Origin of the sequence: Bacteroides sp. AR20 (assembly GCF_964250605.1) — a bacterium.
In the GTDB taxonomy this organism is placed as follows: Bacteria; Bacteroidota; Bacteroidia; order Bacteroidales; family Bacteroidaceae; genus Bacteroides; species Bacteroides uniformis.
The window spans coordinates 71,923-86,638 of sequence record NZ_CAXUGK010000012.1 but is presented as its reverse complement, the minus strand read 5'-3'; the positions used below and the strand labels follow the sequence as shown (position 1 = coordinate 86,638).

Genomic DNA, 14,716 nt, shown 5'->3' with positions numbered 1-14,716 from the left:
GTTATAAGTTATGAGTTATCAATTAATCAATTGTGGGGCAAAGATAGTGCAAACCGAATACAGAACTTTCATGCTTGCGTGAAAAAGTTTTGTTGAGGTGCAGCCTATCTTCGCTTTTGTGGCAAAGATACATAAATGCAGATTGTTATTGTCACGTTATCGGCAGAATGTTGTACCTTTGCCTTTCCAAAAAAAGATTAAAGTGCTTTAATGGTAATATGCAAGCTTAAATTATTATAGATATGACAATAGGGATAATCAGTGCAATGGACAGCGAACACCGCCGGTTGGTGGAGCGCTTGCAGGATGAGAATACGTCGGGCGATGGTAGTTTCCGCTATGTGGAAGGTACATTGGGCGGTAACCATGTAATCTTGACGCAATGCGGCATCGGTAAGGTGAGTGCAGCGGTAGGAGCTTCGGAACTGATACGGCGCTTTTCTCCGGACTGCATCGTCAGCACCGGTGTGGCGGGCGGCATTGATGCTTGCCTGAAGGTGACGGATGTAGTGGCAAGCCAACGTCTGGTGTATCACGACGTCTGGTGCGGCGACGGTAACGAGTACGGACAAGTGCAAGGTTTTCCCGCCTCTTACGAGGGATGTTCCTCTCTGTTGAAACATGCCTTGTCGCTGAACGAAGCCGGAATGGAAAGCCGCATCCACAGCGGACTTGTCTGTACCGGCGACCAGTTCATCACCAACCGTACGGAGCTGGATACCATCAAGCAACGTTTCCCCGACGGTCTTGCCGTTGATATGGAGTCTGCTGCCATTGCGCAGACTTGCTATCTGTACAATGTTCCTTTTCTCAGCTTCCGCATCATCAGCGACACACCCGGAGTAGAGGACCATGCTTCGCAGTATGCCGATTTCTGGGGAACCATGGCAGAGCGTTCGTTCCTCACGATATGGACCTTCCTCTCCACCCTTCCCAGCAATTTATAACTCATAACTTATAACTCATAACTCATGAAGAAGATTCCTAGTTTTACAATCGACCACATCCGCTTGTTGCGCGGCATTTACATATCCCGCCAGGATGAAGTGAACGGAGAAACAGTCACTACTTTCGACATCCGTATGAAAGAGCCCAATCGCGAGCCTGCTTTGGGACAAGGTGCTCTGCATACTATCGAACATCTTGCCGCCACCTACCTGCGCAATGACCCGCAGTGGCAGGACAAAATTATCTATTGGGGTCCCATGGGCTGCCTCACCGGCAATTATCTGCTGATGAAAGGCGACTTGAAACCACAGGACATACTGGCACTGATGCAGGATACCTTCCGTTTTGTTGCCGAGTATGAAGGTGAAGTTCCCGGTGCCGCTCCGCAAGATTGCGGCAACTACCTGCTCCACGACCTGCCAATGGCTAAGTGGGAGTCTGCCAAATACCTGCATGAGGTATTGGAACAGATGAAAGAGGAGAATATGAAGTATCCGGAAAAAGAAGAAAAATAAGGGGGTTAGGGATTAAGGACTAGGGATTAGAGATTAGGAATGGGTTTATGCCTATATTAAAGTCTATGCGACCCCAATAATCCCTAACCCTTAATCCCTTATCCTTTATTATCACACAATCTCAATCCCCTGCTCCTTGCAAAGCTGTAATCCCAGGTCTTTCAGCTTGAATTTCTGTATCTTGCCACTTCCCGTCATGGGGAATTCTTTGATGAAGAAGATATACTTGGGTATCTTGTAGCGTGATATTTTGCCGATGCAGAAGTCTCGTACATCCGATTCGTGCATATCCACTCCTTCGTGCAGGATGATGAAAGCGCCTACGGCTTCACCGTACTTCTTAGAGGGAATGCCGGCTACCTGCACGTCTTTTACGCCTTCCAGTTGATAGAGGAACTCTTCTATCTCGCGGGGATAGATATTTTCACCACCGCGGATAATCATGTCCTTGATGCGTCCTGTGATGCGGTAATTGCCGTCCTCGTCCTTTATTCCAAGGTCTCCCGAGTGCAGAAAGCCGTTCTCATCAATGACTTCGGCTGTGGCTTCCGGGTTTTTGTAGTAACCCTTCATGGTGTTGTATCCGCGGTTGCACATTTCACCTTGTACGCCTACGGGACACTCTTCTCCGGTTTCGGGGTCGATAACCTTTACTTCCGTATGTTCAAAGTCGTGTCCTACAGTGTTGCAACGTACGTCGAATGGGTCATCTATCCGGGTGGCGGTCATTCCGGGAGCAGCTTCGGTCAGCCCGTAAACGCTGGTTACCTTCATGTACATTTTCTCTTCCACCTGCTTCATCAGCTCTACCGGGCAGAGGGAACCTGCCATGATACCCGTACGTAGGCTGGACATATCGAACATGTCGAACATCGGATGGTTCAGTTCGGCAATGAACATGGTGGGTACGCCGTAAAGTGCCGTGCAGCGCTCCTTGTGGATAGAGGCGAGCACTACCAGTGGGTTGAAGCGTTCCACCATTACTTCTGTACAGCCGTGTGTCAGGCAGTTCATGGTGGCAAGTACCACGCCAAAGCAGTGGAACAATGGTACGCAGACGCAGAGCTTGTCATCGGCGGTAAACTTCATGTGCTCACCGGTGAGGAAACCGTTGTTGGCAATGTTGTAGTGGGTAAGCATGACGCCTTTCGGGAATCCCGTAGTGCCGGAGGTGTATTGCATGTTCACTACATCGTGGCAAGTGACCTGACTTTTGAGTTCATTCAGGCGGCTGTCTTCTATATTGTTGCCCAAGAGAAGTATTTCGGCCGTGTTGTACATGCCCCGGTGCTTCTCCTGCCCCACGTAGATGACGTTTTTCATATAAGGGAAACGTTCGCTTTTCAAGTGTCCGCGTTGGCAGGTCTTCAGTTCCGGAAGCATGGTATAGGTCATCTGCACAAAGTCACTGTCCTTTTCGCCATTGACGATGCAGAGGGTATGCATGTCGGAGTTCTGGCAGAGATATTCCAGCTCGGACTGTTTGTAGTTGGTGTTTACCGTTACGTAGACGGCACCTATCTTGGCGCAAGCGTATAATAGAGTCAGCCAGTCGGGTACGTTGGCTGCCCAGATACCTACGTGTGTTCCCCGCTCCACGCCGATGGCGATAAGTCCTTTGGCCATGTCGTCCACCCGGCGGTTGAACTGGCTCCAGGTGAAACGCAGGTTGCGGTCAGAGTAAACGATATATTCTTTGTCTGGTGTTGTTTCGGCCCAATGTTCCAACCATTGGCCGAGGGTACGTTCGTATAACATGATGTGGAAGTTGAAAGTGGAAAGTTGAAAGGTGAAAATAGAAAGTATTTATCATTTTCCATTTTCACCTTTCAATTTTCCATTAATTTAAATTGGTGTATAAACTACTGCAAGTATCTTGGCTGCCTGCCCTTCATAGGCGTGTACGTGGTGCGGAACGATGGAATCGTAATAGATGCTGTCACCTTCTTCGAGCAGGTAGGTGTTTTTGCCGTAACTGATTTCCATGGTTCCTTCCATCACCATGATGAATTCTTCGCCTTCGTGTGAGGAGAGTACAAAGTCACTGTCGTCCGTAGCGGCCACATCAATGATAAACGGCTCCATGTGGCGGTCGGCTTTGGATTTGGAGAGTGAATGATACTCCATATGCTTGCGGCTGTGGATGGCATTGTTGGAGAAACTGATGCTGTTCTGCGACTCGTCCTTACGGCAGACCACGGGACCGTTCTCATCCTGGTCGTCAAGAAAAGTTCCCAAACGTACACCCAGCACACGAGCTATCTTGATGAGGGGAGCCAGTGACGGGAGGTCGATGTTGTTTTCTATACGTTCAATCTGTTCGATAGCAAGTCCCGAACGCTGTGCCAGTTCTTCCATACTGATGGATTGGCTTTCACGGAGTGATTTTATTTTTTCTCCTACGATTTTGCTGGTATCCATAATGATAGTATTTTCTGTCTAAAGGTTATAATTTATAGCTGTTAAAGCGCAAAAATAAGAGAAACTTTTACTTGATGCAACATTCTGAGGGAAAATATTGCTGAAATATCTCCGGTGGTCGGCTTATTTGTATAATATTCTTCTGTTCTGTTTCTCTTTCTTCCCCAAAGTTCTGTTTATAGCCGCTTCAAGTCTTGTTCCGATACGTGCTTTCCTTTGTACGCTTTGCCTGCTGCATTGAAACAATAGCTTAGGTTCAGGGAGAAGCTGCGCGAGTCCGGGTTTGCCTTTTTCGTATAGGTCAGCCGGGGACCGAACAGCATGAAGGAGCCATACCGGGAATTCCACAGGTCATTGGCTTGCAGTCCGAGCGTCAGCCTTTTGTTGAAGAATGTTTTGCGGATGCCAGCGTCTATGCCCCAATAGGAACGTTGCAGCATGGCGCCGAAGTTGCCTTCGCTCTGGTAGTCGGCATCAAGGGAGAGAATCCACTCGTCCGGAAGCTGGAGACTGTTTTGCAGAAAGAGGTAAATGCTGCCGCGGTTCATATTCTTGCTACTGCCTTGATTGGTGACTTTGAAGAACGGTTGGGCGAAGTAGATGCCGAGCTCCGGTTTCCAGATGCCGACGGTGGGTGACAGATGGGCAGAGGCGGTGAGATACTGCATCCGTTTGAAATTTCCGGTAGTGAAGATGACAACATCCGGATTGTCCTCGTATTCTTTGGTCATGAAGGCAATGGCATTGCGGCGGTATTGGTAGTTAAGTCCGAATTGTACCCACTTGTAAAGGGCCGTGAACTGCAGGTCGTGGTTGGTTTCGGGGGTGAGCAGTGGGTTTCCGCCTTCGTAGATGAAACGGTTGTTATAACTCAGTGTGCTACGTAGCTGGAAGAAGCTGGGGCGGTTGCTTTTGGCTGTATAGCTGAGATTGGCTTGGGCTTTGCCGAGAGGAAAGTCTACCGATAGGTTGGGGCACCAGTCATTGTAAGTACGACTTTGACCGGACACGTACTTTTCCTGCTCCCAATAGTCGGAGACGGCATGCTCGAAGCGCAGTCCTGCAAGAAGGCTGATTTTTCCTAATGTCAGTGAGTATTCGGCAAAGACGGCGGACTTGCTTTCGTCGATTCGACTGTCTGTATCGGGAAGTATGTGCTGCCGGTTCAGGAAATTGTCATTTCGCCGGATGAAGGTGTAATCGGCACCGGTCTTCAGTTCACCTTTCCAAAGGGGATGGGTCAGAATCAACTTGGCGGCATAAAGGCGGTTGTCGGCGTGGTTGAAAGAGCTGATGTCGCGATTGCCTTCGGTCTGGCTTTCTTCTTTAGCCTCCTGGTGATTATAACTTTTTCCGTATACCAGGTCGGTGTTGAAGTTTATGTGGAGTTGCTTTATGCTGCCCTGATAGTAGGCATTCAGCTGGTGCCGGTTGGTTTGCTGCAAGTTTTGGGAGGAATGTATGGTATGATCGGCCAATTCTTCATTTGCCCGGACGGTATATGCCGAATGGTCACTGCTGTGATAATCGGGGGTACGATGAAACTCATAGGAGGCACCGAGGCTGTGTTGGGGGGTGAAGTCGTAACTGGCGCTTGCTTTTCCTCCGGCAAGTAGTCCCTTATTATATAAGTGAACCCGGTTATTTACATCCCATTGTATTTCGGACGGTATCTGGTAGCGAACCTCCTGGTGGCGTTTTCTGTTTTCATAATTGGTGTACAGCATGCCCAGCAGGGACAGTCCTTTCTTCTGATAATTCAGATTGACTTGTCCGTAATGGCTGTTGCGTCTCTGTTGGGTGATTCCTGCACGGAAATTACCGCCAAAACTGTCTCTTTTGTTACGTACGGTGCGTATGCGTACAACGGCTTTAACGGTAGCATCGTACTCTGCACCCGGGTTGGTGATGAGCTCCACTTTTTCAATATCGGCGGCAGAGAGGCGTTGCAGCTCGGAGTTGTCTTGTAGAAGGCGGTTGTCTATATAGATGACCGGTGTCCCTTTGCCAAAAACGGTATACCCCTCATCAGAGGAGCGTAGTCCGGGGATATGTTTCAATACGTCGTTGGCATCATTCAAGGATGCGAGCAGGGTTTGCCGTACGCTTGTCTCCAACTTTCCGCCCTTTAGTCGGAAAACGGGGCGGGCGGCGGTGATGACGGTTTCCGCAAGTAGCACGGCATCGGTTTGCAATATCCAGTTGTGGGTACTCCCGGTGGGGCAAGGCTGGCAAAGGGCTTTGTAACCGATGGAAGAAACTTGTAGTAGATAGTTTCCGGGAGCGGGAGGGAGAAGTTCAAAACTACCGTCGCTTCGGCTACACGTTCCTTGTATGAAGGTGGAATCTTCGGAAAGGAGGGCGATGTTGGCAAACTTTATCGGTTGCTTTTCCTCTGTGAGAATTTTACCTCGGATGGAGGGTGTTGCCGGGCTGGTTTGTGCTTTTGTTGTCGTGACGCTCATTAGGAGCAGGGCAAGAATACATATTATCTGTTTCATGTTCCGGTTGTTGTTTGATTTCGGGACACGAAGGTATCCGCTTTCTGCCGGGATGGAAGAAACAAAAAGCGGATAGTTGTCTGACATTTGCCTGACAATAGACTGACAATGCCTTCTTTTGTCCTTTTAAAGGGGGAAGATGATTACTTTTCTGTATCCATCTCTCCGGTGAACGAGATGGACTGTTTGTTCATGGGTTGCACATGGATACTGGTAGAACCATCGGGAAAGATGGTGAGGCGGTACTCATAATTGTCTTCATCACTACGGGTCTTGAAGTCTATTTGGATTTTGCCTTTTTTGAGTGCTCTGGTTGTGTATCCGGTGATGGATGCATTGAAATTCAGGCTCTTGCCTCCTCCATACGGAGCATTGTAGGCCACTCCAAAGTAAGGCAGGTAAGAGAAAACGGAGTCGTTTCTAATTTCCAGTGTATAGTTGGTGGTCAGGTTACGGCTACCGCCTCTCATCGGTTGCATCCGATCTACGTTGATTTTGTATTGTTTAGCAGCAATAGCTTCTTTTACAGCACGTTCAGTGCGCGCTTTCTTTTCGTTACGGTTTTGGGCGGTTGTCGGCATTGCGACAGTTAGGCAGATTAGCCCTAATAGGATAAGTTTGTTAGTCTTCATGATTCTATAATGTTTAGGTTTTTATTTCCAGTCCGTAGGCGCGACCACGATCTGTTGTTATTCTGAGGTTGCTGTTGTCCTCGACAATGGGCTTCAGACGCCGTATCAATGTGTAAAGCGTTTCGTCTGCATTGTCTTTTCCCGGCCATAGCGATTGGCAGATGTCGGATTTGAAAAGTAGGTGTGAGGAAGAAAGGTAGAACATCTCCATCAGTGTGTACTGCATGGGGGTGAGTTTTAGCTTTTCCTGCTGTTCGTTATAGAAGCAGGCTTCCTGGAGGGAAAGCGAAAGGTTGCCGAAGGTAATGAAGTTTTCTTGTTGCTGCCCGTTACTGGCATTAGTCTTTGTGTGCCGGTGGAAATAGAAGAAAGTGAATCCTCCCCAGAGCAGGGCGGCCAATAGCAATGTTGCCGGAATTGTCTGCTTGGATAAGCTGAACAGCATGGCAGCTGAGCAGCGGGCATATCCCCGGAAAGAAAGTGTCAGCCCAGATGCATCGGCTGTGGTGGAGAGCCATACTAATGTGTCGCTGGCAAGACATCCGGCAGGAATCTCATTGAATACGGTGGCGGGAGCATTCTTTTTCAGTATATGTAGCGAAAGGGTAGAAACATCTTTCAATCCGGTGATGGACAATGCTTCGGTAAAGGCTCTGTGGAAACCGCTTACGGAAACGGGAGTGCCCATCACTTCTTGCAACTTGGCATAGGTTTGGATGGTATCTGCATTCAACCATAATCCCTTGTGCTGCAATACTGTGCGTTGCAGCGCTTGATTCAGGTCAGAGACCACACGTTGTTCTGCCTGCGAATAGCTGCGATAACCGAAGCCGAATGATAGCAGTATCAATAGAAAAGTGATTGCTATCGAAAGATTTGCTGCTGATACTTTTCTTTTCATGGATACAAAATTAGGTATAAATCGGATTATAAACAAAAAAGGAAGTTTCCTTTTGGAAAACTTCCTTTTTTGATGGTTTTGCCGCAAGTAGATTACTTACGCAAGCCGAGTTCTTTGACAATAGCACGATATCTGGTGATGTCGCGATCCTTCAGGTAAGTCAGCAATGCACGGCGTTTACCTACCAACATAGTCAAAGCTCTTTCTGTACTATAATCCTTTCTGTTGAGCTTAAGGTGCTCAGTCAGACGAGCAATACGGTAGGAAAACAAAGCTATCTGAGCCTCAGCTGAGCCAGTATCAGTGTTAGACTTTCCGTATTTGCCGAAGATTTCTTGCTTTTTAGCAGCGTCTAAATACATAATGTTTAATTAAAAGTTATTATAAATATTCCCTTTTGGGGCTGCAAAGATAGGGATAAACTTTTATATTACAATGATATTCAGCAAAAAAATCATATCTATACTGCATATCTAATCCAAAATCACTAACTTTGTCGCCTGAAAATAATAGGTATTATATGCAAAAGATTAGAAACATTGCAATTATTGCCCATGTGGACCATGGGAAAACGACGCTCGTTGACAAGATGCTTTTGGCCGGAAATCTTTTCCGCAGCAACCAGAGCACAGGTGAATTAATGTTGGATAACAATGACCTGGAGCGTGAACGAGGTATAACGATTCTCTCAAAGAACGTTTCTATCAACTACAAGGACACCAAGATTAACATTATTGATACTCCGGGACACAGTGACTTCGGAGGTGAAGTGGAACGTGTATTGAATATGGCGGATGGATGCATTCTGCTTGTGGATGCTTTCGAAGGTCCTATGCCGCAGACACGGTTTGTATTGCAGAAAGCTCTGCAGATTGGTCTGAAACCTATCGTTGTTGTAAATAAGGTGGATAAGCCAAACTGCCGTCCCGAAGAAGTGTACGAGATGGTGTTCGACTTGATGTTCAGCTTGAATGCAACCGAGGACCAGCTGGATTTCCCCGTTATCTACGGTTCTGCCAAGAATAATTGGATGAGTACCGACTGGCAGCAGCCGACTGATAACATTTATCCGCTTCTGGACTGTATCTTGGAGAATATTCCTGCCCCCGAACAGTTGGAAGGTACACCGCAAATGCTGGTTACTTCGCTGGATTATTCTTCGTATACCGGGCGTATTGCTGTGGGCCGCGTGCACCGTGGTACATTGAAAGAAGGCATGAACGTGTCTTTGGCAAAGCGTGACGGGAGTATCGTGAAATCAAAAATCAAGGAACTGCATACATTCGAAGGTATGGGCCGTGTAAAGGTGCAGGAAGTGTCTTCCGGTGACATCTGTGCATTGGTAGGTATCGAAGGATTTGAAATCGGAGATACGGTCTGCGATTACGAAAATCCGGAGGCGTTGCCGCCCATTGCCATTGACGAGCCTACGATGAGTATGCTCTTCACCATCAACGACTCTCCGTTCTTCGGTAAGGAAGGTAAGTTTGTTACTTCCCGCCACATCCACGACCGTTTGATGAAGGAGTTGGATAAGAATCTTGCTCTTCGTGTGCGCAAGAGCGAGGAAGACGGCAAGTGGATTGTTTCCGGCCGTGGCGTGCTTCATCTTTCCGTACTGATTGAGACCATGCGTCGTGAAGGGTATGAGTTGCAGGTAGGGCAACCGCAGGTAATCTTCAAGGAGATTGACGGCGTGAAATGCGAACCTATCGAAGAGCTGACCATCAATGTTCCCGAAGAATATGCCAGCAAGATGATTGATATGGTGACCCGTCGTAAAGGTGAAATGGTAAAGATGGAAAGTGCCGGCGAACGTGTAAATCTTGAGTTCGACATGCCGTCGCGCGGTATCATCGGTCTGCGTACCAACGTGCTGACCGCTTCCGCCGGAGAGGCCATCATGGCGCACCGTTTTAAGGAATATCAACCGTATAAGGGTGAGATTGAACGGCGTACCAACGGTTCTATGATTGCCATGGAGTCCGGTACGGCTTTTGCCTATGCCATTGACAAGTTGCAGGACCGCGGCAAATTCTTCATTTTCCCGCAGGAAGAGGTTTATGCAGGCCAGGTAGTGGGCGAGCATTCCCATGACAACGACTTGGTGATTAATGTAACGAAGTCCAAGAAGCTTACCAATATGCGTGCCAGTGGTTCGGATGACAAGGCACGTCTGATTCCTCCCGTACAGTTCTCTCTTGAGGAGGCACTGGAGTACATCAAGGAGGATGAATATGTGGAAGTTACTCCTAAATCAATGCGTATGCGTAAGGTTATCCTCGATGAGCTTGAGCGTAAACGCGCAAACAAGAACTGATAAACAGAAGAGTTTTAGTTGTTATATATGAAAGGAGTGCCCCGCCGAAAGGTGAGGCACTCCTTTTTATTGTCGTCATTCAAACGAAAGTCAATCGATGAATTTTACCTTTGCCGCATTACGGGGTTTGGCAGTGGGCGTTTCGTCCGGATAGCCGAAAGCGATACAGTAAAGTAGCTGATAGCCTTCCGGAATATCCAGTTTCTTCAGGTATTCGGCAGCAGCCGGAGTAGAGGTCATGAAGCGCGTGGGACCGCCCAAGCAGCAAGAACCGATTCCCATGGACCAGGCTGATAGAATCATATTCTCACCCAGCAGTCCGCAGTCAATCTGCGAAAGGTCATAAGACGGGTCATTGGCAATAAATACTACTGTAGAAGCGTTGCGAAACATGTTCTTGAATTTCGGGTCTTCGGCGGCTTTGGGATTTTCCTTCTTGTAGATTTCCGTGATGCCGTTGATGAAATCCGGGTTATCCACTACACGCACTTCCCACGATTGCTTGTTCTGTCCGTTGGGTGCATTGATACCGCAATCCAGGATAATCTGCATGGTGTCGCGATTCACGGCTTGCGGTTTGTACTGGCGGATGCTGCGGCGTGACATGATGGTTTCAATCACCGTATTCTCTTTGCTTTCATTTGCATTGGCAACTTGGGTCTCTTTCTGGACCTGGGCACCGCAACTGCAGAGCAGCAACAAACTTGCGCCTGCCAACATCAATCTGATACTTTTCATATTGCTTTATTTGAATAATGGTTTCTGCAAAACTACTAAAACTTTCGGATTATCAATGAGATAGAGATATTAAAAAAGAAAAAAGGCATCTCCCGGAGGAGATACCTTTTCCATATGTTTCTAACTTTATTGTCAGATTAGAGCTTCGGACCAGCAGCAACCAAAGCCTTACCAGCTTCGTTGCCAGTGAACTTAGCGAAGTTCTTGATGAAGCGGCCAGCCAGGTCTTTTGCTTTTTCTTCCCATTGGCAAGCGCATTCGTAAGTATCGCGAGGATCAAGAATCTTCGGATCTACATTAGGCAATTCAGTAGGAACCACGAAGTCGAAGAAAGGAATAACCTTCGTCGGAGCCTTGTCGATAGAACCGTCGAGGATAGCGTCGATGATACCACGAGTATCTTTGATAGAGATACGTTTGCCGCTACCGTTCCAACCAGTGTTAACCAAGTATGCCTTAGCACCAACCTTGTTCATCTTCTTAACCAATTCTTCTGCATATTTAGTAGGATGCAGGCTCAGGAAAGCAGCACCGAAGCAAGCAGAGAATGTCGGAGTCGGTTCAGTGATACCACGTTCTGTACCAGCCAACTTAGCAGTAAAGCCAGACAAGAAGTAGTACTGAGCTTGTTCAGGGTTCAAGATAGATACCGGAGGTAATACACCGAATGCGTCAGCAGACAAGAAGATTACCTGGTGAGCGTGAGGACCCTTAGAAACCGGTTTAACAATGTTATTGATGTGGTAGATAGGATAAGAAACACGAGTGTTTTCTGTTACGCTCTTGTCAGCGAAGTCAATCTTACCGTCAGCAGCTACTGTAACATTCTCCAACAGAGCGTCACGCTTGATGGCAGCGTAGATATCGGGTTCGCTTTCTTTATCCAAGTTAATAACCTTAGCGTAGCAACCACCTTCGTAGTTGAATACACCTTCGTCATCCCATCCGTGTTCATCGTCACCGATCAACAGACGTTTCGGGTCAGTTGACAAGGTAGTCTTACCAGTACCGGACAGACCGAAGAAGATAGCAGAGTCAGTACCTTCCATGTTAGTGTTGGCAGAGCAGTGCATAGAAGCGATACCACGCAACGGGTTCTTGTAGTTCATGATAGAGAACATACCCTTCTTCATTTCACCACCGTACCAAGTGTTCAAGATAACCTGTTCGTTGGTCTTCAAGTTGAATACAGTAGCTGTTTCAGAGTTCAGACCCAGTTCCTTGTAGTTGTCAACTTTTGCCTTAGAAGCGTTGAATGATACGAAATCGGGTTCTCCGTAGTTAGCCAGTTCTTCAGCAGTCGGGCGGATGAACATGTTAGTTACGAAGTGAGCCTGCCATGCCACTTCCATGATGAAACGTACTTTCATACGAGTAGCGGGGTTGGCGCCACAGAAAGTATCAACAACGAACAGACGCTTGCCGCTCAATTCCTTTACAGCCTTAGCCTTTAGGTCAGCCCAAGCTTCTTCAGAGCAAGGTTTGTTGTCGTTTTTGTATTCTTCAGAAGTCCACCATACAGAATCCTTGCTGGCTTCATTCATTACGAAGAATTTATCTTTAGGAGAACGACCGGTATAGATACCTGTCATTACATTTACAGCACCCAGTTCAGTTACCTGACCTTTTTCAAAACCTTCCAAACCTGGTTTGGTTTCTTCTGCGAACAGTACATCGTAAGACGGGTTGTGGATAATTTCCTTCACGTCTTGGATACCGTACTTGCTTAAATCTAAATTTGCCATTTCTTTTAATGATTTAAAATGTTGGTATTTGGTTTATAATCTCTTTCCTTAATCTCTTTTACCTTTGATTTACAAGGAAAAACGGGTGTAGAAAAGCTCTTTTTTTCCTGCTTTTCAGCAGGTCCCTTGTTTTTCGCCTACAAAAGTAATACTTTCTTTTTAAAGAAAAGCTCTATTAGAGAAATTTTTCTCTAATAGGAAATCTTTTATAAAACCATAACAATATCTGCTAACTGAATGTTGCAAATTGGGTGAAATTCGTTTACTTTGCACATCAAAACATTCTATAATTATGAAGGTTATCAACTTTGCCGAGACAAATTCTGTCTTGAACCAATACGTGGCAGAAATTCGTGATGTAGCAGTCCAGGGCGACCGTATGCGTTTCCGCCGTAATATTGAACGCATTGGAGAGATAATGGCGTATGAAATGAGTAAGGAACTGACGTATTCTGTCAAGCAGGTACAGACTCCCTTGGGGGTGGCGTCGGTCAGCACACCCGATGACGAGGTGGTGATTGCCACTGTTTTCCGTGCCGGATTGCCTTTGCATACTGGATTCTTGAATATGTTCGACCATGCCGGGAACGCTTTTGTTTCCGCTTACCGTTATTATAAGGATAAGGAATGCCGTACGGTGGATGTACACATCGAATACATCGCTACTCCGGATTTGTCCAAGAAGACATTATTGATTGTAGACCCGATGCTTGCCACGGGAGAAAGTATGGAATTGGCCTGGAAGGCCTTCGTCACCAAGGGGATGCCGGCCAAGTTGCAGATAGCTTGTGTCATAGCCAGCCAGCAGGGCGTAGAGCATCTGGAAAAGCTGTTCCCTGGAGATGAAGTGACCTTGTGGTGTGCAGCAATCGACCCGGAGATGAACGAGCATTCCTATATCGTTCCCGGGCTGGGAGATGCCGGAGATTTGGCGTTCGGTGACAAGATATAAGGTTCATATATCTTTTCCATCAGCCTTTTCCCAAGTGCGGGCCTATAATGACCCGGTTCATAATAATTGTGGATGTCTTCCGTGTATTCGTTGATACCGGTGAAATCAAATACATTCCGTTTTCCGAAGAAGCGCTTCAGTGTCTTTACGTCGGCAGGGTTTATGTTGACTTGCAGGTAGTCGGGACTGATAATGATTTTTACATCGGTATCATGTTTCCGGCAAATCCACTTTATTTCCTGCAACAGATTGATTTGCTTTTCCCTGAGCACTTGGGGGGCTTCCCGGTATTTCCCGTCTCTATAATTCTTCATTTTCTCTTTGGTGAATTCTCCTTTCCGGTTTTCCCAGTACTTATCTCCCTCTTCCTTTATCATTTTCTCTCTGGGATTTAACACGTCATTGGTTACCGGGTTTCGGGTGGAGCCATAGGGGTTTATAACCCCTTTCATGTAAGGGCGATAGGTATGGAACAGCTTGTAGTCCAGATAGGGGAAGAGAAAGTTCGGGTAGAAGAAGGCTTGGCAGAATTCCTTCTGAAACTTGAAGCTGCTTATTCCCGATATGGCGGGCGGCAGAATGTTGGAATGTCCGGTGAGGCAACGGTCGTTGTGCAATGATTCCTTGTCGATAATCAGCAGTAGGTTCTTGATTGTTGCACCTGCCTTGTCCAGTGCCTTCAGCTTCAGGCAGACGGCGGCAAGGCTTTCGGCATTTCCGAATAGCCGTACGGCTCTTCCGCCGTGGAGGTATTTCTCCCATTCATGGCATTGATAAGCCATAGTGCAGGAGTTTCCCATGATATAGGAGTCGATGGGGATGGTATCCCGGTTGTTCAGATACATCTGCCACCCCACGTGCCCTTCGTTTAGTACAACCGGGGTTTGGTCGTATCGTTCATAGTTCTTCAGGACCATGAAAGGGTCGTCCAGGAAATAGACTGCCAGTAGGGCTATAAAAGGGATAAAAAGGATAAAGAGCTTTTTCATGAAACGTATGGCTGCGTTCCGTTCGCTGTTTTTCTTCATCATGTGTCTTTATTG

The 14,716-nt window shown here is 47.1% G+C and carries 13 protein-coding genes; 4 read left to right on the top strand and 9 right to left on the bottom strand.

Annotated elements, in window-relative coordinates; all coding sequences use genetic code 11:
• The first annotated feature begins 242 nt into the window (after positions 1-242).
• Positions 243-947, top strand: a complete 705-nt coding sequence (locus ACESTD_RS08355) for a 5'-methylthioadenosine/adenosylhomocysteine nucleosidase (protein ID WP_057281434.1) — start codon at positions 243-245, stop codon at positions 945-947.
• Between the two features lie 24 nt (positions 948-971).
• Positions 972-1,463: an S-ribosylhomocysteine lyase gene (locus tag ACESTD_RS08350; protein WP_009037621.1), complete on the top strand. Its 492-nt coding sequence runs from the start codon at positions 972-974 to the stop codon at positions 1,461-1,463.
• 111 nt (positions 1,464-1,574) lie between these two features.
• Here the strand turns inward: ACESTD_RS08350 and ACESTD_RS08345 are convergent, their stop codons facing one another.
• From ACESTD_RS08345 to rpsO, 6 genes are all read right to left on the bottom strand, one after another.
• Positions 1,575-3,221: an AMP-binding protein gene (locus tag ACESTD_RS08345; RefSeq protein WP_008662551.1), complete on the bottom strand. Its 1,647-nt coding sequence runs from the start codon at positions 3,219-3,221 to the stop codon at positions 1,575-1,577.
• A gap of 87 nt (positions 3,222-3,308) precedes the next feature.
• Entirely contained in the window at positions 3,309-3,884 is a 576-nt protein-coding gene (locus ACESTD_RS08340) for a helix-turn-helix domain-containing protein (protein ID WP_005830747.1), read from the bottom strand.
• A 176-nt stretch (positions 3,885-4,060) separates the two neighbouring features.
• Entirely contained in the window at positions 4,061-6,385 is a 2,325-nt protein-coding gene (locus tag ACESTD_RS08335) for an outer membrane beta-barrel protein (RefSeq protein ID WP_373158760.1), read from the bottom strand.
• A gap of 143 nt (positions 6,386-6,528) precedes the next feature.
• Positions 6,529-7,017 carry a DUF4251 domain-containing protein gene (locus tag ACESTD_RS08330; protein ID WP_005834391.1) on the bottom strand — a complete coding sequence of 163 codons (489 nt, stop codon included), beginning with the start codon at positions 7,015-7,017 and terminating at the stop codon, positions 6,529-6,531.
• A 13-nt stretch (positions 7,018-7,030) separates the two neighbouring features.
• The gene (locus ACESTD_RS08325) at positions 7,031-7,918 is read right to left on the bottom strand and encodes a helix-turn-helix domain-containing protein (protein ID WP_005834392.1); all 888 of its coding nucleotides are present in this window, start codon (positions 7,916-7,918) and stop codon (positions 7,031-7,033) included.
• 92 nt (positions 7,919-8,010) lie between these two features.
• Positions 8,011-8,280 (bottom strand): 30S ribosomal protein S15, encoded by a 270-nt coding sequence (gene rpsO / locus ACESTD_RS08320; protein WP_005830737.1) that lies wholly within the window; start codon positions 8,278-8,280, stop codon positions 8,011-8,013.
• A 158-nt stretch (positions 8,281-8,438) separates the two neighbouring features.
• Between rpsO and typA the strand changes: the two genes are divergently transcribed.
• On the top strand, positions 8,439-10,238 hold the full coding sequence (gene typA, locus ACESTD_RS08315) for a translational GTPase TypA (RefSeq protein ID WP_057098028.1): 1,800 nt from the start codon (positions 8,439-8,441) through the stop codon (positions 10,236-10,238).
• A gap of 90 nt (positions 10,239-10,328) precedes the next feature.
• Here the strand turns inward: typA and ACESTD_RS08310 are convergent, their stop codons facing one another.
• Positions 10,329-10,976 (bottom strand): nitroreductase, encoded by a 648-nt coding sequence (locus ACESTD_RS08310; protein WP_195288762.1) that lies wholly within the window; start codon positions 10,974-10,976, stop codon positions 10,329-10,331.
• A gap of 137 nt (positions 10,977-11,113) precedes the next feature.
• Positions 11,114-12,721 (bottom strand): phosphoenolpyruvate carboxykinase (ATP), encoded by a 1,608-nt coding sequence (pckA, locus tag ACESTD_RS08305; protein WP_005830728.1) that lies wholly within the window; start codon positions 12,719-12,721, stop codon positions 11,114-11,116.
• 292 nt (positions 12,722-13,013) lie between these two features.
• On the opposite strand from pckA, the gene upp reads away from it, so the two are divergent.
• Positions 13,014-13,673 (top strand): uracil phosphoribosyltransferase, encoded by a 660-nt coding sequence (upp, locus tag ACESTD_RS08300; RefSeq protein ID WP_005830723.1) that lies wholly within the window; start codon positions 13,014-13,016, stop codon positions 13,671-13,673.
• Here upp and ACESTD_RS08295 read toward each other — a convergent pair.
• Positions 13,616-14,704: a hypothetical protein gene (locus ACESTD_RS08295; protein ID WP_005830721.1), complete on the bottom strand. Its 1,089-nt coding sequence runs from the start codon at positions 14,702-14,704 to the stop codon at positions 13,616-13,618. The genes upp and ACESTD_RS08295 overlap by 58 nt on opposite strands.
• Positions 14,705-14,716: the final 12 nt, after the last annotated feature.

Coding starts and splice junctions, on each gene's coding strand:
- ACESTD_RS08345 (WP_008662551.1), bottom strand. CDS start 3,221: ATGTTATACGAACGTACCCTCGGCCAATGGTTGGAACATTGGGCCGAA.
- ACESTD_RS08335 (WP_373158760.1), bottom strand. CDS start 6,385: ATGAAACAGATAATATGTATTCTTGCCCTGCTCCTAATGAGCGTCACG.
- typA (WP_057098028.1), top strand. CDS start 8,439: ATGCAAAAGATTAGAAACATTGCAATTATTGCCCATGTGGACCATGGG.
- rpsO (WP_005830737.1), bottom strand. CDS start 8,280: ATGTATTTAGACGCTGCTAAAAAGCAAGAAATCTTCGGCAAATACGGA.
- pckA (WP_005830728.1), bottom strand. CDS start 12,721: ATGGCAAATTTAGATTTAAGCAAGTACGGTATCCAAGACGTGAAGGAA.
- ACESTD_RS08340 (WP_005830747.1), bottom strand. CDS start 3,884: ATGGATACCAGCAAAATCGTAGGAGAAAAAATAAAATCACTCCGTGAA.
- ACESTD_RS08295 (WP_005830721.1), bottom strand. CDS start 14,704: ATGATGAAGAAAAACAGCGAACGGAACGCAGCCATACGTTTCATGAAA.
- upp (WP_005830723.1), top strand. CDS start 13,014: ATGAAGGTTATCAACTTTGCCGAGACAAATTCTGTCTTGAACCAATAC.
- ACESTD_RS08310 (WP_195288762.1), bottom strand. CDS start 10,976: ATGAAAAGTATCAGATTGATGTTGGCAGGCGCAAGTTTGTTGCTGCTC.
- ACESTD_RS08325 (WP_005834392.1), bottom strand. CDS start 7,918: ATGAAAAGAAAAGTATCAGCAGCAAATCTTTCGATAGCAATCACTTTT.
- ACESTD_RS08330 (WP_005834391.1), bottom strand. CDS start 7,017: ATGAAGACTAACAAACTTATCCTATTAGGGCTAATCTGCCTAACTGTC.
- ACESTD_RS08355 (WP_057281434.1), top strand. CDS start 243: ATGACAATAGGGATAATCAGTGCAATGGACAGCGAACACCGCCGGTTG.
- ACESTD_RS08350 (WP_009037621.1), top strand. CDS start 972: ATGAAGAAGATTCCTAGTTTTACAATCGACCACATCCGCTTGTTGCGC.